This is a genomic window from Komagataeibacter europaeus (assembly GCF_002173515.1).
In the GTDB taxonomy this organism is placed as follows: Bacteria; Pseudomonadota; Alphaproteobacteria; order Acetobacterales; family Acetobacteraceae; genus Komagataeibacter; species Komagataeibacter europaeus.
This window is the reverse complement of record NZ_CP021467.1, coordinates 316,064-341,482: the sequence shown is the minus strand read 5'-3', so window position 1 is coordinate 341,482 and position 25,419 is coordinate 316,064. Positions and strand designations below refer to the sequence as shown.

Here is a 25,419-nt window from a genome sequence, read left to right as displayed (position 1 = left end):
TATTCTCTCTTTTATTCAATATATTTACCGAGCAGGATGGGGTACCAGTGTCCATTTTCAAAAATGACAGGCACATGATCGTCGCTGTCGTTGATCTCCATCCCTTCCTGGGGATCCCGGATATTCAGTATCTGCTGGCGCGTCATGGATGCAAGACGTAATCCCTTCCCTGACATCAGGATACCGCCAGACCATGTATTCCCGTTATCATCCACGCTGAATTCTGTTGTTCCTTTTACCTGATAGGCCAGTTGGTTATGTCCCATGTAATTTGAAAACTGCAGCGTATGGTGATTTTTGCTCTCATTGGTGCCTTCGGCGGAAAAATCAATAATCTGGTTGGCAGCTAGGCGAATGATCGCGCTATTGCGTTCGGTCAGGGATATTTGTGTCGTGTCGATAAAGGCATTCCTGACGACAATATTACCCGAAAGGAATGTATTAAATGATACATTCTGATCATTATTGTCCCGATTGGCCCATATCCCGACCCCGATGCCTACCCTGTAATCGGCGCCACGCATCCACACAACCGTTCCGTCAGTAACCAGGCCATGAATATGATCAGGAAATTCCAGTTTCTTAAAACCGGTTTTTCCTGATCTGGTGCAAATATATATGGCTGCTATTCCACTACGATCAACATTGATAACCCTGTTTCCAACATCATAGTCCTTACCGGCAACATACTGATCAAAACCATGCGGCCCCGCAGACAGATAGAGCAGTTTCCTATCTGACTGCTTGGGATCATAAAGGCTTTCCGGGGTATCCGCACCATTTGCATTGATATCCAGTTCATTGGTCTGTGCCCATGATCGCGGCGGCAGGCCGGTATAGTCATTCAGTTCGGAAACCAGGGCCCATGTACTGCTTTGCCCGTACTTGTTGGCTTTTATTTTCAGTCCCTGATCCTGTGTCGACCATGTGTTGTTGCCATAGGAATCCATGACATCGTTTATGCCGACAACAGATCCATTGACGTTCCTGTTGGCAGGGTCATGTGCCCCATTGATAGTATAGACTTCCAGATTGGGTTTATCGGGGAATACATTGCCCCAGGCCCAGCGGTTGTCCGCGCTGTAATTTGAATATCCTATACTGACGGTCGGATGTTCACTGCCGCCACTAAAATCCGTGCGCCGGAACCACCGCCCACCTGCAAGGTTGCGGATATACAGATCCCCATCCCCCAGCGCCAGGTCCAATGGTTGCGTCGTATTGCCAAGGGAAAGACCACATATGTCTTCCCACGCTACGGTTTTTCCTGCGATATGAGGCGCCCAGGGATAGCCGGATCTGTTGCGCATACCCGGCCATTTCCCGCATGGCAGGATCAGCGTGGCATTGTCTGGAACCGCGTCATACGCAGCCAGTATCCGTGACTCATCATCAATACCGCCATCCAGTCTGGCACCCATGTCGCGCAGGTCATACAGGTCCGCTGTCCTGTGCGCAGGCGTAGCGTTTGCATTATTGGCAGCCACGGTTATCAGACAACAGAGCAGTAACCGAACATGAACCGTAAACCGCCTGCTGCTGTGCATTGATAAACCTCTCCACGAGAACAATGTGACAGCGCAGGAGGATATTCAGATAAGATTAATTTCTGTTTTAAAAATTCCGATCAGATCCGCCAAATGACCGTTGAAACATCAGCCTTTGAAATACCTGCAATCATTAGGCAGTTCGATGCCACCTTTTTAAAAAAAAGAAACATCCAAAAATTTTTATTGTTTTTTATTAATTAATTACTTTGAAATAGCCTACAAGACCCAATACAGCCAACTGGTGCCCGCCGCGCCATCTCCACTATGGAAACGGCGCGTACGGGCCAGCCTGAACTGTTCAGTCCCGATTACGATGCTGTCCAGTATCCGAGGATCGCCTTGATTTCCATGAAATCACGCAGACCATACACACTGCATTCCCGCCCATTGCCAGATTGCCCATATCCGCCAAATGGTGCGGCAACGGTCCACGGGGCGCCATTGATGTTCACGTTGCCCGCGCGCAGGAAACGGGCGACATGCCGCGCATGGGACAGGTCACCTGACTGGATATATGCCGCCAGACCATAGGGCGTGTCATTGGCGATCTGGATCGCATGTTCTTCGTTATCATAGGCCATTATGACCAGAACCGGCCCAAAAACCTCCTCCTGTGCAATGGCCATGTCGGACGTCACATTCCCGAATACGGTTGGGCGCACATAATACCCGCGCGTCAGGCCCTCCGGCCGACCCGGCCCGCCACATACCAGCGTGGCCCCTTCATCCATCCCCTTTTGGATCAGCGTCTGGATGCGATCGAACTGGAGATGGCTGACCACCGGGCCCAGATCGATTTCCGGGTCCGTCGGGTCACCCACGCGAATGGTGGCAGCCGTCCGGCGGGCGATATCCAGTGCTTCTTCCATCCGGGCCGCAGGGACCAGCATGCGGGTTGGCGCATCGCAGGACTGGCCCGAATTGCTGAAGCATTTACGCACGCCCTGCGCCACGGCCTGTTCCAGATCGGCATCAGGCAGGATGATATTGGGCGATTTCCCGCCCAGTTCCTGATGAACGCGCTTGACCGTATCCGCCGCCAGACGCGCCACCGCCGCACCAGCACGGGTGGACCCGGTAATGGAGACCATGTCGACCAGCGGGGAACGGGCCATCGCCTCCCCCACTTCGGGACCGGTGCCGTTCAGCATGTTGTACACACCCGGTGGCAGACCAGCTTCATCAAGGATTTCGGTAAACAGCAAGGCGCTGAGGGGCGCAACTTCACTGGGTTTCAGGATAATGGTGCAACCCGCCGCAAGTGCCGGCGCAACCTTGCAGGCAATCTGGTTCATCGGCCAGTTCCACGGTGTAATCAGGCCGGTAACGCCTACCGCTTCATGGACGATCAGCATGTCATCGCGTCGTTCCTCAAACGGGAAGTCACGCAGTACCGTCACCATTTCTTCCAGATGCGCCATCCCCGCCCAGGCCTGGCTGTCATACGCACGGGTCAGGGGGCTGCCCATTTCCAGTGAAATGGCCTGGGCCATTTCCTTCATGCGCCTTTTATAGATCTCCACGATCCGTTCCAGCGCCGCCAGGCGGGTGGCGCGGTCGGACATGGACCATGCGGGAAACGCCGCCCGGGCGGCCTTGATCGCCCGTTCCGTATCCCGGGCATTGCCCAGTGTGATGCGGGCGCAGGGCTGCTCGGTTGCGGGATTGATGACATCCATCTGTTCCCGTCCGTCTGGCGTAACCCACTGCCCGTTACAATACATCTGGTGGGCGTGCGCAGAAATCGGGTTGTCGCCTGTCATGACTTACATTTTTCCTTCGTTAGTATGTGTATCAGCCGCATTGCCGGGCACGGTCGGGACAAACGGATACTGGCCCGCATCCAGCAGTTCCGTCACGGCACGGTGGGCTTCAAGAAAGGCCGCGTCGGTATGGGGACTGGCCGCCGCATCCGAATTGGCGATTGCAATGCGCCCGAACAGCTGCCTGCCCACCACGCAGGGGCGCGCTTGTGTTTCCGTAAACACCCATTCAGCCGGATCATACAGGCTGTTATAGGTATAGGCATAACCATGCGGCCAGCGATTGACGGTTATGGCGGCAATATCACGGGTGGCGTCAAAGCCGCCCGCACCCAGCACGCGCTGCAGCTGATTGCGGATTTCATGCTCAAACGTCTCGAATGAAATGCCCAGCAGCATGCCACGCGCGGCCCGGTACTGTTCGCGCTTTGACAGACCCGGCACGCTGAACGTCTTGATCATGCGGATGACAATGGGACGATCAGGGTCGGATGGCAGGGAAAGTCCACCAAGGGCCGCGGGTTCGGCAAGCGAGATCTCATCAAAATACATCCCCGGACAACGGATTTCACTTACACCCAGTTTTTCAAATGCCCGCCAGTTGCGCAATGCCACATTCACGTAAACAATCGGTCCCTTGACGCCATAGGCAAGTGCTTTCTTCTGGGTCTCGGGCAGTGTCGGCACAAGGTAAGGAATGAACATGTTCCAGCATGCCATGACCACCTGCCGGGCCTGCACCTGATGATACTGCATGGGGGACGCGTCCCCGGCAGCCGTATACAGGACCGATACCTGCCGCGCCTGATCCGGGGCGCCGTCATGGGCAACATTCATGACCATGCTGCCCAGTCGCAGGCGTACATTGGATCTGGCCCGATCCAGCGCGGCATAATCGAACGTGGCGGTCGCCATGTCCTCCTGCGTGCGTGCCTTTGTCGCAGCCGGGATAAGGGAGGCGACCAGCAGGCGCGCAAGGGTTGCGTTGCCATCGGGGAAATGGACGCTATGCCCGCTTTCCTTCTGCCGCCCGTGCTGGCCGCCGGGCAGGTCGGCCAGAAGCCCCTCCGGCACATCCCCCAGTCCCAGCCCCGAAAACCCTGGCAGCCCCAGCGTCCAGGCGAACAGCGCGGGCAGCGTATCCGACCCGACACAGAAAACACCACTGCCCGCCTTGCGAAAGAACCACAGGATGGACGGATCGACCTTTGCCCAGTTGCTGAGGTAATCCGGGTACGAAATACTGGCGAGGAATTTCTTCTTTTCCGCAACGGAGCGGCCATGCAGGTAATCCGGCTGCCGCGCTGAAAGCAGGCGCATAAGGTCGGCACGTGCGTGGCGGCTGAGTGGCGCATGTTGCAGGGCATGGGCATTCAGGCAGTTTTCCGTCCCCACGGCGCTGCGCACCAGGGTATCGGCATGCCATGTTTCCTGATCAAAAAACAGGCCCGGTCCCATGCCATGGCTGGAATAAAGGGACTCGTTGGGCGCATTTTCCTTCAGGTAACGATCGAGATCGACACCGATATCATCCAGAATCATCCGTGCCCACTGGTTGTAGCGTTCCGGAGATTCAACCTCCAGCGTGCCACCGTTAAGCACCATGCGCGCGCCATCGACACTGAATTCGTTCCGCTTGGCATGTCCCCCGAAATCGTCATGGTTATCGATGATGAGGATCTTCTTGTCTGCGCCTGCATATTTGCGAAAAAAATGGGCCGCCGAAAGACCGCTCAGTCCACCGCCCACGATAACCAGGTCATAGACCTCGCCCGTCTTTCGGATCCTGTGGGCCGGAATGGTTCCGTCACGCAGGGCATGTGCCGCCTCGAACGCACCGGGATGACTGCCACGCATGCCTGTCCGTGCCGGTGGGGCAATACCTGCCGTACCCGCTGCCCGCGCCTGCCCTTCCATCATGCCGGTCGCGCCACTGACCAGCACGCCATTGATAAAATCACGACGCGTAATCGCGGGCGTGGAAACCGTTGTTTTCCTTGACATCCGGAATAAGACCTTTTGAAACCAGAACGGAATGGTTTCGCAAAATAATCTTAATTCCCGATCCTGACCATGCCTTTTCGTTCCCGATTGAAAACGTTACCCTTCCGGACGGAAAACCGTACCATACGCGTTGCCGTGGCAGTTTATTCTGATATTGCAACATGGTGCGCATGAATAAGATATAACCCATACCCATGGACCCGGCATGACTGACAAATCTCCAGCCGATACACCCCGGATAACACGTCGCAACGTTATACAGGGCGTCATCGTGCCGATCATGGCGAACGCCATGCCACCCCGTGCACAGGCTGCCGCGCCCGACGCGGTTCCCCCGAAAGGCACGGCGGCATCCTACCCGCCGCTGCGGACCGGACTGCGCGGGCAGTATCCCGGTTCTTTCGAAGCCGCCCACGCGGCACGCGACGGACTGTTTGCCGGGCCGGTCACGGCAACGGACACAGGTGAACATTATGACCTGGTTGTCGTGGGGGCCGGCATATCCGGATTGTCGGCGGCGCTGTTCTACCAGCGCGCAATGGGGCCGGATGCCCGGATCCTAATCATCGACAACCATGATGATTTTGGCGGCCATGCCAAACGGAACGAGTTCCATTACGGCGGACAGACATATCTGGGCTACGGCGGGACGATGAGTATCGAAACCCCCTTTCCCTACAGCTATACCGCGACATCCCTGCTGATGGACCTTGGCATCCGGCCGGACAGCTATTCCGGTTATCTCAAGACCAGTCGCCTGAAAGGGCTGGAACCGGCTGTTTTTTATGATCGGGAAACGTTTGGCAGGGATCAGCTTGTTCCCGGTTACCATAATGGCAACTGGGAGCGGTTTTTCCACGATTCACCGCTGGATGATCAAACCCGGGCCGATCTTCTGCGCCTGCATACGCAAGCCATCAATTACCTGCCTGACATGACGCCGGATGCCCGCCAGGCCCTGCTGCGCACGATCAGTTACGAAACATTCCTGCGCCGTTATGCCCATATGTCGGACGGGGCCATCCGTTTCTTTGCAGGCAAGGCCTATCGCAACAATATGCGTGTGGACACCTGCCCCGCCTATGACGCGATGAAGGCGGAGGCACCCGGTTTCAACGGGATGGAGGTCACGCACGAAACACCGCATGAATCGGCTGTTTTCCATTTCCCCGACGGCAATGCCACCATTGCACGGCTGCTGGTCGGTCGGCTGGTGCCCTCATTTTTTGGCACGCCGCAAACGGCAGCGGGTGTCATCATGGCACAGGGAAATTATTCACAGTTGGACAGACCGGGTCCGGTACGGATCCGCCTGAACGGCATGGTCGTGCGCGTGGAACATACAGGCGACCCGGCCCGGCCAAATGATAACAGGCCCGTGCGGGTGGTGTATCAGAAACCGGATGGTACAGCCGATACACGTCACGCCGTCATGGCGGACAATGTCATCATGGCGTGCTTCAACAATATCATTCCGTTTATTGTGCCATCCCTGCCTGATGCACAAAAGGATGCGTTGAAATACCCGTCCAAGGTTCCAATGCAGTATAGCACCGTTCTGCTGCGTAATGGGCAGGCGCTGCGCCGATGCGCCGCCAGATCAATTTATGCACCCTGTTCCTATCATACCCGTCTGCTGGTGGACGAACCGGTAGATATTGGTGGATACACGACCAATCCCGCCCCCGATCGTCCGACCATGATCCACCTGCTACGCAATGCGAATGCACCGGGTCGGCCACGCAAGGAACAGAACAGGCTGGGACGCCAGGAAATGCTGGCCATGACGTTTCCTGAAATCGAGGCAAAAACCCGTGACCAGCTTCAGCGCATGTTCGGGCCACTGGGTTTCAACCATGAACACGATATTGTCGGGCTGACCGTGAACCGGTGGCCCCATGGCTATGCCTATACTTACGATACGCTGGGGGATCCGTACATGCCCGCGGCCCTGCGCCCCCATGTGATCGGACGGCAACCTTATGGACGGATCGCCATTGCCAATGCCGACTCCACTGCGGCAGCCTTTACCAATACCGCAATAGACGCAGCCGAACGCGCGGTGCAGGAGTGCCTCGTCAGTCGCGGATATACCTGACAGGCCATAATCTGCCAGGTTTCCCGTCGTCATGCGTGGATGACAGTATCATTTCAGGCTGTCGCAGTTTTCCGGCGCCGGCCTGCCCGAAAACCTGTCCTTGATCCATGCAATCTGCATGGCAGTGGACTGGATCATGGTCGGGTCATGATCCAGTCCCGGTAATTCAGTGAAAGACAGCGGAATGTGATTGTGGCAGGCCGTACGCGCCGTCGCCCTGACCCCTTCCGGGGGCACTGTCACATCGCCACCACCGGTAATGACCAGAAGCGGCCCCTTCAGTGGCTGACGCCCCACCGCGTCCTCATGGAACATGGACTGGACGAATTTGTTATCCAGCCAGCCCTTCCTTGTAATGCTGTCAATGGACTGGCCATCATACAGGGCGCTGGCAACGTACCAGCAGCCCTGCCTGACCGCGCCATCATAATGCGTCATGCCCGCGTCATTCAGCATGAAGCGCGGATCAAACTGCGGGTAACGGGCCTGAAGGCCATACGCCACCATGGGGGTATAAAAACTTTCGCCTCCTTCTCCCGGTAACGGATGAACGAAATCTGGCATATTGATCGTGCCGGAAACCGATACCGTTCCCAGGTAGCCGGGATCGGCAATATCATGTTCCATTTCCCCGACACTCCATGACGCCATGCCGCCCTGGGAGTGCCCATCGGCGACCCACCTGCTTCCCAGTGCCGGTACGGCCGACCGTGCGGCCGCAACCGAATAGATGACATCATAACCCTGGGCCAACTTGTTCATGTACTGGTGGGCACCGGACGTGCCCAGCCCATGATAATCCGTTGCGACAACAGCAAGGCCATGTGCAGGAAAATCGAAAAGCCCTTCGTTCCCGTAATACAGATTCTTCATCAGTGATGGCGCGCATTGTTGGGCGACACCACTGGTGCCGTGCGCCCATGCCACAACCGGCCACCCACCAGCCGGTACCGGTCCTGCCGGCACCAGCACGACAGCGGACGAGACGACATCATGCCGCGTGGCGTCCAGCGAATGATAAAGAATACGGTAGGCCTGCACACCCGGCGGCAGGGTATAATCCGTTGCCCGTTCCTGACGGATCAGTGCGCCCGGATATGTGGGGGCATTACCATCTTGCGGCGCCTGATAAAATGCTTCGTTTTCCAATGCATTCCGGGATTCCTTAAGCTGCGCCTGTTTCAGTTCACTGGCATGCGCATATGAAGGCACCGTGGCCCATGTCAGAAAACCACAGGCAAAAAGAGTGTTTCTTGAAATATTCGATAACATTATATAATTCTCTTTTCTTCCCATGAATTTATTTTTTTATAGACAACATTACCGGACATGGACGACTGGTGCCCGGAACGGCGGAAAGAACTGTATGCATGGTCAAACCGGCCATGCATGCTGCGTGAGGAACCACACGTCACGGGAAATACCGTATCATTCGGTAAATTCATTTTTTCTGTATTTGTACAGAAAAAATTAATGAAACACCGAATGAATACAGATCAATTCCGCTATTTATATATAAATTCCTGTATTTATTCCGCCTGCCCGACCAGTGCCGCTGTGGAGCAATGATAGACCGCAGACGATCCCCCAAAACACCAGATAATGTCATTATTGGCCTGGGGCCGGTAAACAGGCAGCTCCCTGTCTTCGGTATTACAATGGCAATCAGGGGACGAATTACACAATGTGCGCCCACAGCAATCCCGATAGGCAATGACATAAGACCGGTTATCGACAGGATTACGGCAGGTTCCTATCCACGATACGGGGGATGGCTGTGTGCCGGGTGGGCAGGTATGCACACCACCGCCACAGCATCCGCACAGCACCCCGTCAATGGCGCAATGCCGCCAGTAATCACATTTTGTCGGATCCGTGGACTGGGCACGGCGGTCGAAATCCGAAACTGCGGCGGATTGCGGCGCCTGTGCCGCAGCAGCCTGTGCACGCTGAACGGGCAGAACTGGCAGGGAAGACGTCACCACCGCCGCACTTCCCGCCCTGGCGATCATGCTGCGACGGGAAATTCCCTGCGCCATTTTCCTTGTCAGCTTTTCACCCAGCCTATCAAAAAAAGATTCAGTCATGACCAGTATTTTCCAAACCAAGGGGAACAGTATGAATTAACGGAAAAGATTCTTACGGTGGCGTGAGGGTCATGGCGCCTGCGTCAATGTGGGTATTGCGCAGTGTCTTCCCATTCTGCAGGTCGATGACCATCAGGTTTCCGTTTTCCCCATTGGCGTACAGCAATGGTTTCTGGTCCTGGCTGACCGCCACCGCCTTGGCCGGTGCCGGCAGGTCGATGCGACGCACCAGACGATGGGCCTGCGTATCAAGTTCCCATACTTCGGTGCCTGCCGTCTTATGGGTCCAGTATGTGCCCATGTGCATCAGGGCAAAGAGATGGTGGTTGTAATAGGACATGGCAAATGGCTGCGTACCGCCCGGACGCCACGCCAGTTCCTGCACCCCGGTTCCGGCAACGGGCTGGCCTGCCGCCTGCTGGATCGACCATGCGGTTTCAATAACCGGTTGCGGGCCCAGATGCGCCTTCATGACCTTGCCGCTATAGGTAATGAAATAGGCATCACCCTTCGCGCGTTCCGCCAGGCTCTGTTCATAGACCGGGTCGCCATCCGCGCTGAAAAACGGTTTTGAATGGGTAACAGTGGCCTTCCCGTCCGATCCAACCGCCACATTGGTCAGTGATCCGTCACCGCACAGGCTGGAAAAGCCGCCGCCCTGCCATGGAAAGACCAGCGCGCAACCGGGAATATCGACCGTACGGACCACCCTGAACGCGGACAGGTCAACAACCGTGACGGCGGAAGCCGGGCTGAGATCGAATATGAACCCGAACTTCCCATTGGCATCAACATCAAAATTCTGCTGCTTGCGCCCCACCAGCGCGCGCGGCGGCAGGGCCAGTTCGCGCACGCGTTCCAGTGTGCGGGCATCGAACTGCTGCAGCATGTCATGCCGGTCCCCATGATCGACAAGCGACCATGATGTCTCGGTTATGTATATGCTCCGCCGGTCCGGTGTAATGACCGTATTGGCCAGCGGCGTTGCAGGCAGCGTGCCCAGAACGTGACCGTTATCCCCGTCATAAAGGGTGATTGCAGTCGTTTTGGTATAGGGAAGGACCCAGTGCGCGCCCATTGCCGGAAGCTGGGCGACATCACTCTGTTCCGCCTGCAGGACGGGTGCCGGATCGGCCGCCCGCGCCAGACCCGGTGAGGAAACCACGACAGATGCGATCATGGCCGATACGCGCCGAAACCAACCTGTCATGCACTTCCTCCATCAAGATTTCTTACGGTATTAATATTATTGCGATATCACAATATATATAAGCCAGCATACCCGATATGACAAATCACGGCGTGACGCGCGCCGGAACCGCAGCGCAGCCAGAACGGGACGCATGTCCACGCCACGGATTCCGGTGCATGGACAGGGTTCGCCATACCTGTCCATTGCGCATGGACCATGCCCGTCCGGGCGCCGTATCGCACATGTTGTTGACCCGGTAATCGCGATGGCGGATGCTCGTTGCATATTTACAACAACAGTCATGGCCGCTATGTATATACAAGTAGATGCAATTTATTGAAAAAGGCTATCTCCATGGCAGCTTCTTCTTCCGTGCCTACCCGGTCAATACGCGTGCCCGCCCGTCCCGAAGTTGCCGCCCTGCCCGTCTACAACGCAGGCCTGTCGGAAGATGAGGTACGCCAGAAATACAACGCATCCCATATTTCAAAACTGGGCAGCAACGAAAACCCCTATGGCCCGTCCCCCGCCGCCCTGAAGCAGTGGGAGAATCTGACACGCCAGCTATTCCGCTACCCCGATGCAACGGCATCGACACTGCGCCATGCGCTGGCGCAGGCAACGGGCACGCCAGCGGACCACATCATGCTGGGCAATGGATCGGAACAGATCATACGCCTGATCTGCGAGGCCTATCTTTCCCCTGGCGACCGGGTCGTGACCGTGCTGCCGTCCTTCGGGCTGCATGTGATATGGCCTGAAATGATGGGCGCACGGGTCGATGCGGTTCCCATTACCGCCGAAGGTCAGTTCGACCTGCCGGCCATGAAGCGGGTGGTTCAGGCCGCCTCCTTGAAAATCCTCATGTTTTCCAATCCCTCCAACCCGGTCGGCTGCATGATGAACGCAACCGACATGCTGGAACTGGTGGCATGCTGCCCGCAAGATACCCTGATTGTCATTGACGAGGCCTATTACGAATACGCCCTTGGCAGCCCGGATTATCCCGACGCCACGAAAATCCTGCCCCGGCAGGCACGGCCATGGCTGGTGCTGCGCACGTTTTCCAAGGCCTATGCCCTTGCCGGTCTGAGAATTGGCTACGCGCTGGCATCCGATAGCAGCGTCATCGGCACCCTGAACAAGGTGCGTGATCCGTTCAACACCAACATGGCGGCACAGGACATGGCGCTGGCATGCCTGCATGACAGGACGCACATGCACGACAGCGTCGCAGCAACCGTGGCAGAACGCGCACGCTTCATGAATGAACTGACGCGACAGGGTTACGCCCCCGTGCCGTCGCATACCAACTTCATATTCCTTGACGTCGGTCAGAACGCTTCCGCCCTTGCGGAACGCCTGCTGCGGCATGGCGTCATCATCAAACCGTGGCGTGAAAAAGGATTCGAAACATGCCTGCGCGTCAGCGTTGGCCTGCCTGCGGATAATGACCGTTTCCTCCGTGCCCTCTCCATTGAAACGGGACTGACCGATGACAGCCATTGAGACCTTCATCGCACGCATCCAGCCCCTGATGGGGAACAGGATTTCCACCAATGCGACTGTCCGGCAGCATCATGCGCATGGCGAAGGCTGGCAGTCCCTCGACCCGGCCGCACAGCCAGACGTGGTGGTGTTTGCCCGGACGACGGAAGAAGTCGCGGCCATCGTTTCTGCCTGTCATGACCTGTACCTGCCGGTCATTCCCTTTGGCGGGGGAACATCACTGGAAGGGCAGCTGACCGCGACGAAAGGCGGCGTCAGCCTTGACCTGTCACAGATGAACGCCATTCTCGATATCCGCCCGCAGGATCTAAGCTGCCGGGTGCAGGCCGGGGTGACGCGCCAGCAGCTGAATGGCCTGCTGCGCAGCGATGGGCTGTTTTTTGCCGTGGACCCCGGTGGGGAAGCAACGCTGGGTGGCATGTGCGCCACCCGTGCGTCCGGCACGGGGGCCGTACGCTATGGCACGATGCGCGAGAACGTGCTGGGCCTGACCGCCGTGATGGCGGATGGCAAAATCATCCAGACGGGGGGCAATGTCCGCAAATCCGCGACCGGGTATGACCTGACCGGCCTGCTGATCGGATCGGAAGGCACGCTGGGCATCATTACGGAAATCCAGGCCCGCCTGCATCCGTTGCCTGAAACCATTCTGGGGGCGACCTGCCAGTTCAGCACACTGGCGGATGCCGTAGACACGGCCACCTCCATCATTCAGGCCGGCCTGCCCATCGGGCGGCTGGAACTGCTGGATGACGTGCAGATGGATGCCTGTATCAGATATTCATCACTGGAGGGATATCGTCCCCTGCCCACCCTGTTCTTTGAACTGCATGCATCCCCGGCATCGGTCACGGAACAGGCGGACCTGCTGCGCGAAATCACCGAATACCATAACGGGCTGTCATTCCGGGCATCCGCCAGCCCGGAGGAACGCACCCGGTTATGGAAAGCCCGTCACGACGCCTTCTGGGCCTGCATGGCCTACCGACAGGGGCACAAGGGCATGACTACCGACGCGGTCGTGCCGATTTCCGCCATGACCGACATGATTACACTGGCCAAGCAGGACATTGAGGAATCGGGTCTGGTCGCCCCCATTGTCGGCCATGTGGGGGACGGCAATTTCCATACCGTCATCCTGATCCCGCCAGAACCGGACGGATGGGCGCGCGCGCAGGCGCTTGATCACAAGATCATCCAGCGCGCCCTTGACCTTGGGGGTTCCATAAGCGGGGAACACGGCATTGGCATTGCCAAGCAGATGTTCATGCACAACCAGCACGGCAACGACGCGATTATGGTCATGCACGCAATCAAGCGGGCGCTGGACCCGCGCAATATCCTTAATCCCGGCATGCTGCTGCCCGCGGCAGTCAGCCCGTGACATTGCGGATATCTTCCATCCGGATACTGCCCACCCGCCCATGGAAAAATGGGCAGGGCATAACCCGGCCCGTTACGGAATCTCCCGGCTGGCGGGTCAGTATCGCGACCATTGACCGGTCATGTTCCTTTTCCGCCTATCCCGGCATGCAGCGCCAGCAGGCGCTGCTGTCCGGCGCCGGGCTGGAACTGATCCTGCCCACACGCGAATGCATGCGGCTGGAACGTGCGGGGGCGGTCCTGTCGTTTTCCGGCATGCTTCCCCTTACGTGTCGGTTGGATGAAGGTGCCGTTTCCGTACTGAACATCATGTTTGCGCCTGACCGGTTCCCCGATGCCGCGATCCGGTCGGTAACGACAACGTTCTTTCCCAATGCAGAAGCGGATGCCGTTATTGTTCCCGTGCGCGGTTCGTGGCGCGCAACCTGCGCCAGTAACGCGGTCCACCATGTTACGACAGGCGAAATCATGCATGGCAGGATACGGCATATTGCCCCCTTGCCCGGTCAGGACCAGCAATCCGCGTTGTGTTACATTGCCTCATCATGTATGTAAGACTATGTTAAGACGACGCCTGATCATTTGTTTTCCATCCGGCGCCCCGCAGGCTGCCATAGACCATGAATTGAGTACTGTAATATGGCTACAGGTATTGCTGAAACTCAGGCAATCACGCGCTATGAACAGGTCAAGCAGTATATCACGGCACGGATAAAGCGGGGAGAGTGGAAGGTGGGCCAGCGCCTGCCATCCGAAAGTGAACTGGTGGAAATTACCGGCGTATCGCGCATGACGGTACATCGCGCCCTGCGTGAACTGATGACGGAAGGAATGGTCACGCGCGCGCAGGGTGTCGGCACCTTCGTCGCCCGCCCTGCCCCACGCGCCGAACTGCTGCAGTTACATGATATTGCCGATGACATTATTGCCAGCGGCCATACCCACCGCTCCCGCGTCATCACGCTGGACACGGCGCGGGCCGATGTTGACCTGGCCATGTCGTTCGACCAGCGTCCGGGCAGCAAGCTGTTTCATTCCGTAATCGTACATTATGAGGACGATACGCCCCTGCAGGTGGAAGAGCGTTATGTTTCACCACACTTTGCACCGGATTACCTGAATCAGGATTTTTCCATCGCGCATCCACACCGGCACCTGTACCACATTGCCGGACCGGATGAAATCGAGCACGTCATTTTTGCCATCACCCCGTCGCAGGAACTCCAGCACCTGCTGGAACTGGAAACGCCGGAAGCCTGTCTGCAACTGGTCCGCCGCACATGGGTGCAGGACAGGATCGTGATGAAAGGCATCTTCACCTATCCTGGCAGCCGGTACAGCCTGGGTGGCCGCCAGTATATGTAAGGAAAATGGTCAGGCCCGACGCAGCACCTGCTTCCGCTGGGCCACCAGTTCGGCCATATTGCGAACCCCGGCCAGTCCCATGACATCGCGCACTTCACCCGACAGGCCAGTTGTCAGGGCGTCCATGCCCTTCCGTCCGCCAGCCGCCAGCGCCCATGCCCACGGGCGGCCCAACGCCACCCCGGACGCACCCAGCGCCAGCGCGGTGACAATATCACCCCCCTGTCGCACGCCACTATCCAGCACGACCTCGCACCGATCCCCGACGGCTTCCACAATTTCCGGCAATACGGACAGTGTTGCGGGCGATGGGTCCATCTGCCGCCCACCGTGATTGGAGACAATCAGCGTATCCGCCCCGTTGTCCACGCACTGGCGGGCATCGGCCGCATCCATCACTCCCTTGACGATCAGCCTGCCACCCCATTCCTTACGGAGCCATGCCAGATCCTGCCATGTCAGGGAGGGGTCGATTTCAGCAGCAGCATTGCGCGCCTCCTCCAGCAGGTTCCGGCCCATGCCATAAGGGGCGAGATTGCCGATGCGGGCTTTTCCTGCCATCAGCATGCGCAGGCTCCATCCCGGCCTGCCAGCCATCGAAAGAAGCTGGGCAACCGAGGGACGGGTCATGCGCCGGAACCCGTTGCGGACATCACGCGCCCGCATGGGCGTAATGGCAGTATCCACCGTCAGGATGATGCCATCTATTCCGCATGCATGCGCACGACGCAGCATGTCACGCGTCAGGTCGCGATCCCTGAAGACATAGATCTGCGCCAGCAGGTCCACGCCCGGCACACGGGACAGTTTTTCCATGGAAGCGATGGAGAAGGTGGAAACGGCCAACGGAATACCTGCCCGCGCCGCGGCCTGCGCCGCCATGACGTCCCCACCGGCATGCATCATGCCTGCGAAACCGACCGGCCCCAGCATGAACGGTGCCCCACGGGGCCTGCCCAGCCACGTGGACCCGATATCCACCTGCGATACATCGCGCAGGCAGCGCGGAATGATTTTCCAGTCAAGAAAGGCCTGCCGGTTCGCGCGCACGGCGACTTCACCATGCGCGCCCCCGTTCACATAATCACGAAACAGGCGTGGCAGGCGACGGTTGGCCATCTGACACAGGTCGTCAATGCCTGAAAATTCCATCGTCCGTCTTTCTCCACGTCCTTGTTACGTCATGACCTGAAATATCCCTAACCCATTACTTTACAATAATAAAGACCGGGAAAGGGATATGTCCGCCCTATCCGACCTGCGGCAGCGCCACATGCTGGCCAATGGTTGTGACCAGACTGCCATCCGCCAGCAGTTCCGCCGCCTTTTCAATGTCGGGCGTGAACAGGCGATCCTGTTCAAAGAACGGAACATGCGCGCGCAGGACCTGCGCCGCCGCGACCAGTGACTTTGACGAAGACAGGGGCGCCAGGAAATCCAGGCCCTGAACCGCCGCCAGATATTCCACCGCGAGGATGACACGGACATTATCGACAATATCTGTCACCCGGCGGGCAGCAAAGGTTGCCATGCTGACGTGATCTTCCTGATTGGCGGACGTCGGCAGGCTGTCCACACTGGCGGGATGGGCCAGCGTCTTGTTTTCCGACGCAAGGGCCGCAGCCGTGACCTGTGCAATCATGAAGCCTGAATTCAGGCCACTGTCATTGACCAGGAACGGCGGCAGGCCGCTCATCTGCGCATCGACCAGCAGGGCAAGGCGCCGTTCGGCAATGGCCCCGATTTCCGATACTGCAATCGCCATGAGGTCAGATGCGATCGCCACGGGTTCCGCATGGAAGTTGCCGCCGGAAATCATTTCATCCGTATCGGCAAAATGAATGGGGTTGTCAGAAACCGCGTTCGCTTCCAGCAGCAGGATACCCGCCGCATGGCGCAGGCTGTCCAGACATGCGCCCATGACCTGCGGCTGGCAACGCAGGCAGTACGGGTCCTGCACGCGTTCGTCTTCCTCGACATGGGACGCGCGAATGGCTGATCCGTGCATAAGCGCCCGATAGACGCTGGCGCATTCGATCTGGCCACGCTGGCCACGCAGTTCATGCAGGCGTGGGTCGAATGGCGCATCCGTGCCGCGCGCGGCGTCAAGGGTCAGGCCGCCAGTCGCAAGGGCGCATTGCAGCAGGCGTTCGGCGTCAAACAGTGCCGCCAGCGCCAGCGCGGTGGAAACCTGCGTGCCGTTCAGCAGTGCCAGGCCTTCCTTCGGCCCCAGTTCCAGCGGTGACAGCCCGGCCAGGCGCATTGCCTCAGCCCCGGCATGCCTTTCGCCATTGATAAAGGCCTCGCCTTCCCCGATCATCACGGCACTCATATGCGCAAGCGGCGCCAGATCACCGGATGCGCCGACCGATCCCTTGTACGGGATGACCGGCACGACACCACGTTCGAGCATGGTGACCAGCAGTTCGACCACTTCCGCCCGGACACCCGAAAAACCACGGGCCAGGCCGTTTGCCTTCAGCAGCATGATCAGGCGCACGATACGTGCGGGCATCGGCTCCCCGATCCCTGCGGCGTGGCTGAGCACGAGGTTGCGCTGCAGGTCACGCAGTTTGTCATCGGGGATACGTGTCTTGGCCAGTTTGCCAAAGCCGGTATTGACGCCGTAAACCGGCTCGCCCCGTTCCACGATCCGGGTCACGGAAGCCGCGGCTTCATGCAGATGCGCCACCACGCCCGCCGCCAGCGCGACATCCGACCCGTCAAGGTAGAACTGGCGCATCTGTGCCAGTGTCAGCTGACCGGGTTCCAGCACCAGCCTGTCTGTTGTTGTCATAATTTCAGCTCTTTCGCGTAATCATGGGCAGGTCGAGCCCTTTTTCATTGGCACAGGAAACGGCGATGTCGTAGCCCGCATCCGCATGGCGCATCACGCCGGTAGCCGGGTCATTCCACAGCACGCGTTCAAGCCGTCGGGTTGCCCCCTCGCTCCCGTCCGCGACGATCACCATCCCGGCATGTTGGGAGAAGCCCATGCCCACGCCACCACCATGATGCAGGGAAACCCACGTCGCACCCGACGCCGTATTCAGCAGCGCATTGAGCAGCGGCCAGTCCGATACGGCATCACTGCCGTCCCGCATGGCTTCCGTTTCCCGGTTGGGGCTGGCGACGGAACCACTGTCCAGGTGGTCACGACCGATCACGATCGGCCCCTTCAGTTCGCCCTTGGCCACCATTTCATTGAATGCGAGGCCAAGACGGTGCCGGTCCCCAAGGCCAACCCAGCAGATACGCGACGGCAGGCCCTGGAACTGGATTTTCTCACGCGCCATATCCAGCCAGTTATGCAGGTGATGGTCGTCCGGCAGCAGTTCCTTCACCTTCTGGTCCGTGCGATAGATGTCCTCGGGGTCACCGGACAGCGCGGCCCAGCGGAACGGGCCGATCCCACGGCAGAACAGCGGGCGGATATAGGCCGGCACGAAACCGGGGAACGCAAAGGCGTCCGCGCAACCGGCCTCATACGCCATCTGGCGGATATTGTTACCGTAATCGAAGGTCGGGATACCCAGCTTGTGGAACGCCACCATGGCTTCGACATGCAGGCGCATCGACTCCTTTGCCGCCTTTTCCACGGCTGCGGGGTCGGTAATGCGCATTTTTTCCGCCTGTTCCAGCGTCCAGCCCGCAGGCAGGTAGCCATTGAGCGGATCATGCGCCGATGTCTGGTCCGTCACCGCATCGGGGTGGATGCCACGACGTACCAGTTCGGGAAATACTTCAGCCGCATTGCCCAGCAGGCCAACCGAAACGGGCTTGCCGCTGCGGTTTGCTTCGGCAATCAGTTCCAGCGCCTCGTCAAGGTTGTCCACCCGACGGTCCAGATAGCCGGTCTCCAGCCGTTTCTGGATACGGCCGGGCTGGCATTCCACCGCCAGCATGGACGCACCAGCCATGACTGCGGCCAGTGGCTGCGCCCCGCTCATGCCGCCAAGGCCACCCGTCAGGATCCAGCGGCCCGTCAGGTTGCCGCCATAGTACTGGCGGCCCATTTCAACAAAGGTTTCATACGTACCCTGCACGATCCCCTGCGAACCGATGTAAATCCATGATCCGGCCGTCATCTGGCCGTACATCATGAGGCCAAGTCGGTCGAGTTCGTTGAATTTGTCCCAGTTTGCCCAATGCGGCACGATGTTGGAATTGGCGATCAGCACCCGCGGCGCATCGGCATGGGTACGGAAAATGCCCGCAGGCTTGCCCGACTGCACCAGCAGCGTCTGGTCATCTTCCAGCCCACGCAGACATTCAACGATACGGTCGTAACAGGACCAGTTGCGGGCTGCCCGGCCGATACCCCCATATACAACCAGTTCGGACGGGTTTTCGGCCACTTCGGGGTCAAGGTTGTTCATCAACATGCGCAGGGCCCCTTCGGTCTGCCAGCTACGCGCTGTCAACCGGGAACCATGGGGCGCGCGGATCACGCGGTCGTTTGCCATGCGATCATTACAGGGGGGGGAGGTCTCGGTCATAGCGTCGGATCACCTTGCATGCACTTGTATATATCAATAGTTAGCGCATATCGATTTTGCCCTGTCAATCCATACCCGAAATGATATGATGTTTTCCTGTGGCGACAGATGCGGCCACAACCGCGCGCCAGGGCGCGGACTGCCCTTAACTTCAGCATCGCATATATTTTTTTGTTTCGTTGAGACAGAATAAGTTATGCAAGCAAACGCTATGCATCACTTACGATAGGTCCAGCGCCCCTGCCCGACAGGGAACGCCATATCGTTACGGAGTATATTTCCTGATGGCAGAGACGGTTCCGACAAAAATCGAATCCGCGACCATATACCGTATCCCGCTGGACCAGCGCCACGGACGGCCCCGTGACCTGTTTACGATATGGTTCGGTTCCAACCTGATGATGCTGACGGTCGTGACCGGGGCGCTGGCGACAGGTGTCTTTGGCCTGCCTTTCCTGCCCGCCCTTGCCGCCATCATTGCCGGCAACATGATCGGCGCCATCTTCATGGCGCTGCATGCAGCGCAGGGCCCGCGCCTTGGCGTGCCGCAGATGGTCCAGACACGTGGCCAGTTCGGCATTGTCGGCGCCGTGCCGATCACGGCCCTGATCGTCATCATGTATGTGGGCTTTGCCGCGTCCAACCTGGTGCTGGGTGGCGAAGGGCTGCAGTTCATCGTGCCGCATCTCAGCCGACTGGGGGGTATCCTGATCATTCAGGCGCTGTCCGTCATTCCCGCCATTTACGGTTATGGCATGATCCATACGGCCGCACGCATCATGACATGGGTGTGCGGGGTCGCCATCATGCTGTGCCTGTGTCTTGTCGGTTGGGAACATGGCACGGACCTGCTGCAGGCCAGCCACGCCCATATCAGCACGCGTGGCCTGCTGGGCACGATTTCGACCGCCGCCCTGTGGCAGATTGCCTATGCCCCCTATGTATCCGATTCATCGCGTTACCTGCCTCCCGGCCCGGATGGGGAGCGCAAGGCGTTCCATGCCTGTTTCTGGGGCGCCGTGCTGGGATCCGTGCTGCCCATGGCGCTGGGGGCCATGATCGGCCTGCTGGCCAGTGGCCATAATATTGTCGCGACCCTGGGGCAGATGCTGCATGGCGCGGCCGTGCCGGTGCTGTGTGCCCTGTCGCTCAGCATTGCCGTGGCCAACGCGATGAATGTCTATTGCGGCGCCCTGTCCACCCTGACAATCATCCAGACCTTTGTCTCCACGCGCCGGCACCAGAAGGCGCTGCGCCTTGCCATTACATCGGGGCTGCTGACGATCGCACTGCTTATGGCCGTGTTCATGGCCCGCAGCTTCATGACGCTGTACAGCGAATTCCTTGAACTGCTGATGTCGGTCATGATCCCGTGGACCGCGATCAACCTGACGGATTATTACCTGATCCATCGGGGTGAATATGATGTCGAAGCCTTTTTCCACCCGACGGGCGGACGTTATGGTCGCTACAACAAACCGGCCTTCATCTGCTATTTTGTCGGCATCCTGATCCAGATCCCCTTCCTGTCCAATGCCCTGTTCACTGGTCCCATGGCGCGGCTGGTGCATGGGGTAGACCTGTCATGGATTGTCGGTCTTGTTGTCACCACGCCCCTGTACTGGTGGGCAGCGGGGCGGCAGGCACGCGCAACCCCGGCCGGCCTTGCCGCCACAGCGGATTGAGGGCATCCCCGATCCGCTCCGGTCTTCCCGCCTGTTTACTGCTGCCGGTCTGACAGGATCATATCGGCAGCTTTTTCAGCAATCATGATACAGGGCGCATTGGTATTGCCGCTGACCAATGTCGGCATGATCGAGGCATCGGCAATCCGTAGTCCCGTCATTCCCCGTAATTTCAGGTCCGGGGTCACCACCGCGTTTTCGTCCATGCCCATCCGGCATGTGCCTGCGGGGTGGAAGACCGTACTGGCGCTACGCCTGATATAGGCCATCAGTTCGTCGTCAGTCACCACATCGGGGCCAGGCGCCATTTCGCGCCCACGAATGCCGTCAAAGGCCGGGGCGCGTATGATCTGGCGCGCCAGACGGATCCCTTCCCGCAGGACCATCCCGTCACGGGGATCATGCAGGAAACGGAAATCAATCTGGATATCCTGCGGCCCATTTCGGCCCAGACGGATTTCTCCCCGGCTATGCGGACGCAGCACGCAGGTATGGATGGCAAACCCATGCCCCATTTCAAACAGACGCCCCCGGTGGCTGCGAAATCCGGGTACGAAATGGAACTGGACATCCGGCAGGCCATCCGCCAGTGGCGTGCGGGCGAAGCCGCCTGCTTCGACATAGTTGGTTGTCAGCCACCCTTTGCGCCACAGGGCATATTTATGCGGGGAAGACAGGACGGCGGGCAACGATTTCCATGAAAAGCCAAGGCTGCGCGCCTCATCCGACCGCACGGTGACCAAGCCGTCCAGATGATCCTGCAGGTTCTGTCCCACCCCCGGCAATTCATGGATCACGGACAGACCCGCCCCCACCAGATCATTTCCCCGCCCGATCCCCGATGCCATAAGGATGACAGGGGAGCCAATGGCCCCCGCCGACAGTACGGTTTCCCGTTGGGCGAACAGGCCAAACTGTTGCCCGCCATAGACCACATTGACCCCCAGTATCCTGTGCTGCCGGATAATCAGGGACCTGACCGTCATGCCTGTCATGACATGCAGGTTGGGCCGGTGGCGTACAGGATGCACAAATGCACGATAGGCGCTCAACCGTTTTCCATCGCGCTGCGTGACATTGTAAATCCCCACACCTTCAAGGACGCTGCCGTTGAAATCGGGATTTTCCTTCTGTCCGACCTGTTCGGCCGCTTCGATAAACAGACGTGACAGCGGATTGGCTTCACGCGGGGCGGTGACATCCAGTTCGCCCTGCGTCCCATGAAAGCGGGGATCATGGCCAAGGCAGTCATGTTCCGATTTCATGAAATATTTCAGGACCGAGGCATAGTCCCACCCGGCACATCCCCGTGCTGCCCAGCCATCATAATCCGACCGGTCGCCACGGATATAGATCATGCTGTTCATTATGCTGGAACCACCCAGACCCCGGCCGCGCGGCACATGGATGCGGCGGTTATCCAGATCAGCCTGCGGCACCGAGAAAAACTGATAGGCCAGCTTGCGGCTTTTATACAGGGTCAGGGTACCGGCGGGGATCTGGATACGGGGCGTGTTATCACCGCCCCCTTCTTCAATCAGGCAGACCTGGTTACGCGGATCGGCGCTCAACCGATTAGCCAGCACGCACCCCGAGGATCCGCCCCCGACAATGATATAGTCAAATTCACGAGGAAAGGACGCCTGCCGCATCGATTTACATACCTTGCCTTGTCACAATCATGATAAGAAGCCATCTGAAAACAATTGATTGACAAGAAACAGTAAAAGTTTCCAGGCTCCGCTTTTTCGAAAAAAGCTTCAGCAGAAACTTCCCTATGATTGCAGGATGCTTCCCGATCTGACTTTTCAAACAGCTTCTGATATCATGTATGTATTTCAGATAACTGAAATCGTAATGTTTACCCCATATAGGACAACAACAAAAAACGTACCAGGTGGATAGTCAAAACCTATCCAGCCCCACAAAAAAGGGGCCATGCCCGCAGGCATGACCCCTTCATGGAACGCAACCGGATCAGAAGCCCGTGCTGAATGTTCCCAGGCACGCGAAGTTCGGCGCCGTGTAGTACTGCGCGGTGCCCGCGACCGGCCCGGTATTATACACACCGGACAGGTAGTGATGATCCGCCAGGTTGATGACGTTCAGACGCAGTGAAGGCGCCTTGAGGAAGCCGATATCCGGCGCGCGGGCGCCAATCATCATGTCAACCTGCTTGTGACCGGAAATCTGTTCATCGTTCATGAACGTGCCATATTCCTTGTCCACATATTTCAGCGACACACTGCCAAAGAAACGACCATCATCATATTGCAGGCCGGCCGCCGCCATCCAGCGTGGCGCGGAAGTCGCCATCTTGCCTGCCGTGTGATAGGTCACGCCATCCATTGTAATGTTGGAATCCTGACGGGCATACAGATATTCAACCGACCCGTAAGGCGTGATGTGATGCCATGGATGCAGCGCCAGTTCACCATCGAAACCGCGCGTCGTCATGCTGCCCGCATCCTGATAATATGGCACGTTACCGATGTATTCGTTAATCTGGTGATGCGAGAAGTTGTAATTGAACAGGGTCAGCGATGCCGTGATCCACTTGTCATGGTACCGTGCACCCACTTCTTCCGACACGCTGTATTCATCATGCAGTTTCTTGTTCGCAGTCTGATACATCCCGCCATCCCACGGACTGTCATACTGGTTGTAGAAAGCGGAACCCAGCGGCAGGCGGTAACTGGTCGTCACGTTGCCGAATACCATGATTTTCGGGTTGAACTTGTAGCTGATGGACATGCGCGGCAGCGGCTGTGCCGAATAATAATTGGCGTTGTACTGGGGGCCAGGCTGGTTCAGCGTGCCATTTCGTGCCGCCATGACTTCCTTGAAGCCAACATCCAGCGTCAGCTTCCTGTTCAGGAAATGCATGGTATCGCCAATATACAGCGCATTCGTCTGGGTGATGGTGTGATAGGACCATTCATTCAGCGTGGTGCCATCCTGCTGCCGCAGGTAGCCCGTTGAATTGCCGGACGCATCCAGCCCGCTGAGCGGTTCATCAACATGCATGTCGGTATAGCCATACCAGTACCCGAAGACGAGGTCATGGTTGGCCACCTTGTAATGCAGGGTGGAGTTGAATCCTGTATAGTTTTCCACGCCAATCCAGTTCTGGATTGCCGCGGTCTGACCATCTTCCGAATAATTATTCCCGGCAAGCGGTGAAGAATTGGCTGTCGTTCCGTTATAATACGGCCCGGTTGTCGAAACGGTTGTCACGCCAAAGGGATAGTTCCCGCTGCCATGGTAATAATAGGGTGTTACATCCAGTGTCAGGTTACGCGCCAGCTTGAAATGTGACGGTGCGCTCAGGAAATAGTCGGTCCAGCTGGTGGCATAGGATTTGTAATAATTTGGACTGCCAAAGGTATATTTGCCCTGCATGTCGTCAGGGTTGTTCTTCAGCCCGTACTTGTTCCAGTCGCTCAGGGTCGGGGTGCTGTACCACGCCGTATGTTCATTGTTGTAGGAACCGGACAGGGAAATGTAATTCCCGTCCCCCCATTCCTTGATCAGCTTGTAGTCCACATGCCAGCGGTTGTTCCGCCCGGGACCACGCCAGGCGCGACTGGTCAGGTCGGAAAAGGACGCAAATGCCCGCAGACCGGTATTGGCGATATCCCCACTGTCATACCGGATGAACTGGCGGTTCATCTGGTGCGTGCCGTAACTGACATCGAATTCGCCGCCACGGGTATGCTTGGGCCCGCGCATCTTGACGGCCATGGTGCCGCCAGATGACGTGGTGGTGGGGGTTTCGAGGCTGGGGGCGCCCTGCTGCAGCTGGACGTTATCCATGTTTTCGCTATCCACCCATTCGGACGAATTGGGGGTATAGTCATCCGGATCGTTCATTGGCGCCCCTTCGAAGGTGAAGCCAATTTCCTGCTGGTTCAGGCCACGGACATTGATATCGGATTCATCACTGACACCAAACGGGTCGCCCATGGACACGTTCGCACCCGGTGACATGGCCACCAGCGCCAGCGGGTTGGACGCGGGCGCCTGCTTGGCAATATAATCATGGGATACGGTACTGACCGATTTCGCCGCCGTTTCGTTACGGATCAGGCCCCCATACGAACGCGTGCGCGTGACACGCAGCTGTTCACCCGCGCCGGTGGCATTGATGCCCGTATTGACTGTCGTGCCCCCCGCCCTGGCAGCCTTCGTCGCGCCACCGGATGCAGTCGTAGCCTTTGCATTGACAGGATTTTTTTGCACGACATCGGCCGCATGGGCCATGTGCAGACGCAGTCCATTAGT

At 58.1% G+C, this 25,419-nt stretch carries 17 protein-coding genes; 6 read left to right on the top strand and 11 right to left on the bottom strand.

Translation table 11 applies throughout. The features are described from left to right. Positions 1-11: 11 nt before the first annotated feature. The 3 genes from S101446_RS01500 to S101446_RS01490 all read right to left on the bottom strand — a co-directional run bounded on the left by S101446_RS01500 (position 12) and on the right by S101446_RS01490 (position 5,317). Complete coding sequence (locus S101446_RS01500) at positions 12-1,421, bottom strand: hypothetical protein (RefSeq protein ID WP_244184364.1); 1,410 nt, start codon at positions 1,419-1,421, stop codon at positions 12-14. A gap of 437 nt (positions 1,422-1,858) precedes the next feature. Beyond that, on the bottom strand, positions 1,859-3,313 hold the full coding sequence (locus tag S101446_RS01495) for an aldehyde dehydrogenase family protein (protein ID WP_010507363.1): 1,455 nt from the start codon (positions 3,311-3,313) through the stop codon (positions 1,859-1,861). 3 nt (positions 3,314-3,316) lie between these two features. After that, complete coding sequence (locus S101446_RS01490) at positions 3,317-5,317, bottom strand: NAD(P)-binding protein (protein WP_087607381.1); 2,001 nt, start codon at positions 5,315-5,317, stop codon at positions 3,317-3,319. Between the two features lie 205 nt (positions 5,318-5,522). Here S101446_RS01490 and S101446_RS01485 point away from each other — a divergent pair, with 205 nt between their 5' ends. Then, the gene (locus S101446_RS01485) at positions 5,523-7,415 is read left to right on the top strand and encodes an NAD(P)-binding protein (protein ID WP_244184362.1); all 1,893 of its coding nucleotides are present in this window, start codon (positions 5,523-5,525) and stop codon (positions 7,413-7,415) included. A 48-nt stretch (positions 7,416-7,463) separates the two neighbouring features. On the opposite strand, the gene S101446_RS01480 is transcribed toward S101446_RS01485, so the two are convergent. The 3 genes from S101446_RS01480 to S101446_RS01470 all read right to left on the bottom strand — a co-directional run bounded on the left by S101446_RS01480 (position 7,464) and on the right by S101446_RS01470 (position 10,712). Next, positions 7,464-8,564, bottom strand: coding sequence for a lipase family protein (locus S101446_RS01480; RefSeq protein WP_244184360.1), 1,101 nt, complete (start codon positions 8,562-8,564; stop codon positions 7,464-7,466). 380 nt (positions 8,565-8,944) lie between these two features. Then, positions 8,945-9,502 (bottom strand): methylamine dehydrogenase light chain, encoded by a 558-nt coding sequence (locus tag S101446_RS01475; RefSeq protein WP_087607379.1) that lies wholly within the window; start codon positions 9,500-9,502, stop codon positions 8,945-8,947. Between the two features lie 52 nt (positions 9,503-9,554). Next, positions 9,555-10,712 carry an amine dehydrogenase large subunit gene (locus S101446_RS01470; protein WP_239648500.1) on the bottom strand — a complete coding sequence of 386 codons (1,158 nt, stop codon included), beginning with the start codon at positions 10,710-10,712 and terminating at the stop codon, positions 9,555-9,557. A gap of 336 nt (positions 10,713-11,048) precedes the next feature. On the opposite strand from S101446_RS01470, the gene hisC reads away from it, so the two are divergent. The 4 genes from hisC (at position 11,049) to hutC (ending at position 14,951) form a co-directional block, all read left to right on the top strand. Next, positions 11,049-12,203 carry a histidinol-phosphate transaminase gene (gene hisC, locus S101446_RS01465; protein ID WP_279629050.1) on the top strand — a complete coding sequence of 385 codons (1,155 nt, stop codon included), beginning with the start codon at positions 11,049-11,051 and terminating at the stop codon, positions 12,201-12,203. After that, a complete protein-coding gene (locus S101446_RS01460) occupies positions 12,190-13,587 on the top strand; it encodes an FAD-binding oxidoreductase (RefSeq protein WP_087607377.1) in 1,398 nt (465 codons plus the stop codon). Before hisC ends, S101446_RS01460 begins: the two co-directional genes overlap by 14 nt. Further along, on the top strand, positions 13,584-14,141 hold the full coding sequence (locus tag S101446_RS01455) for a HutD/Ves family protein (RefSeq protein WP_087607376.1): 558 nt from the start codon (positions 13,584-13,586) through the stop codon (positions 14,139-14,141). The genes S101446_RS01460 and S101446_RS01455 overlap by 4 nt, the downstream gene beginning before the upstream one ends. Positions 14,142-14,225: 84 nt before the next feature. Further along, entirely contained in the window at positions 14,226-14,951 is a 726-nt protein-coding gene (gene hutC / locus S101446_RS01450) for a histidine utilization repressor (protein WP_010507350.1), read from the top strand. Positions 14,952-14,960: 9 nt separating this feature from the next. Here hutC and S101446_RS01445 read toward each other — a convergent pair whose 3' ends face one another. The 3 genes from S101446_RS01445 to hutU all read right to left on the bottom strand — a co-directional run bounded on the left by S101446_RS01445 (position 14,961) and on the right by hutU (position 19,450). After that, positions 14,961-16,103 (bottom strand): alpha-hydroxy acid oxidase, encoded by a 1,143-nt coding sequence (locus tag S101446_RS01445; protein WP_087607375.1) that lies wholly within the window; start codon positions 16,101-16,103, stop codon positions 14,961-14,963. Positions 16,104-16,200: 97 nt separating this feature from the next. Further along, the gene (gene hutH, locus S101446_RS01440; protein ID WP_010507346.1) at positions 16,201-17,748 is read right to left on the bottom strand and encodes a histidine ammonia-lyase; all 1,548 of its coding nucleotides are present in this window, start codon (positions 17,746-17,748) and stop codon (positions 16,201-16,203) included. A gap of 4 nt (positions 17,749-17,752) precedes the next feature. Further along, positions 17,753-19,450 carry a urocanate hydratase gene (hutU, locus tag S101446_RS01435; protein ID WP_182355388.1) on the bottom strand — a complete coding sequence of 566 codons (1,698 nt, stop codon included), beginning with the start codon at positions 19,448-19,450 and terminating at the stop codon, positions 17,753-17,755. A 284-nt stretch (positions 19,451-19,734) separates the two neighbouring features. Here hutU and S101446_RS01430 point away from each other — a divergent pair, with 284 nt between their 5' ends. Beyond that, complete coding sequence (locus tag S101446_RS01430; RefSeq protein ID WP_087607374.1) at positions 19,735-21,135, top strand: purine-cytosine permease family protein; 1,401 nt, start codon at positions 19,735-19,737, stop codon at positions 21,133-21,135. 35 nt (positions 21,136-21,170) lie between these two features. Here S101446_RS01430 and S101446_RS01425 read toward each other — a convergent pair whose 3' ends face one another. Both S101446_RS01425 and S101446_RS01420 read right to left on the bottom strand, forming a co-directional pair. Then, positions 21,171-22,787, bottom strand: coding sequence for a GMC family oxidoreductase (locus tag S101446_RS01425; RefSeq protein WP_087607373.1), 1,617 nt, complete (start codon positions 22,785-22,787; stop codon positions 21,171-21,173). A gap of 325 nt (positions 22,788-23,112) precedes the next feature. Beyond that, a complete protein-coding gene (locus S101446_RS01420; RefSeq protein ID WP_087607372.1) occupies positions 23,113-25,398 on the bottom strand; it encodes a TonB-dependent receptor in 2,286 nt (761 codons plus the stop codon). Positions 25,399-25,419 lie beyond the last annotated feature (21 nt).

Coding starts and splice junctions, on each gene's coding strand:
- S101446_RS01500 (WP_244184364.1), bottom strand. CDS start 1,421: ATGGGTGCCAGACTGGATGGCGGTATTGATGATGAGTCACGGATACTG.
- S101446_RS01495 (WP_010507363.1), bottom strand. CDS start 3,313: ATGACAGGCGACAACCCGATTTCTGCGCACGCCCACCAGATGTATTGT.
- S101446_RS01490 (WP_087607381.1), bottom strand. CDS start 5,317: ATGTCAAGGAAAACAACGGTTTCCACGCCCGCGATTACGCGTCGTGAT.
- S101446_RS01485 (WP_244184362.1), top strand. CDS start 5,523: ATGACTGACAAATCTCCAGCCGATACACCCCGGATAACACGTCGCAAC.
- S101446_RS01475 (WP_087607379.1), bottom strand. CDS start 9,502: ATGACTGAATCTTTTTTTGATAGGCTGGGTGAAAAGCTGACAAGGAAA.
- S101446_RS01470 (WP_239648500.1), bottom strand. CDS start 10,712: ATGACAGGTTGGTTTCGGCGCGTATCGGCCATGATCGCATCTGTCGTG.
- hisC (WP_279629050.1), top strand. CDS start 11,049: ATGGCAGCTTCTTCTTCCGTGCCTACCCGGTCAATACGCGTGCCCGCC.
- S101446_RS01460 (WP_087607377.1), top strand. CDS start 12,190: ATGACAGCCATTGAGACCTTCATCGCACGCATCCAGCCCCTGATGGGG.
- hutC (WP_010507350.1), top strand. CDS start 14,226: ATGGCTACAGGTATTGCTGAAACTCAGGCAATCACGCGCTATGAACAG.
- S101446_RS01445 (WP_087607375.1), bottom strand. CDS start 16,103: ATGGAATTTTCAGGCATTGACGACCTGTGTCAGATGGCCAACCGTCGC.
- hutH (WP_010507346.1), bottom strand. CDS start 17,748: ATGACAACAACAGACAGGCTGGTGCTGGAACCCGGTCAGCTGACACTG.
- hutU (WP_182355388.1), bottom strand. CDS start 19,450: ATGACCGAGACCTCCCCCCCCTGTAATGATCGCATGGCAAACGACCGC.
- S101446_RS01430 (WP_087607374.1), top strand. CDS start 19,735: ATGGCAGAGACGGTTCCGACAAAAATCGAATCCGCGACCATATACCGT.
- S101446_RS01425 (WP_087607373.1), bottom strand. CDS start 22,787: ATGCGGCAGGCGTCCTTTCCTCGTGAATTTGACTATATCATTGTCGGG.
- S101446_RS01420 (WP_087607372.1), bottom strand. CDS start 25,398: ATGGCCCATGCGGCCGATGTCGTGCAAAAAAATCCTGTCAATGCAAAG.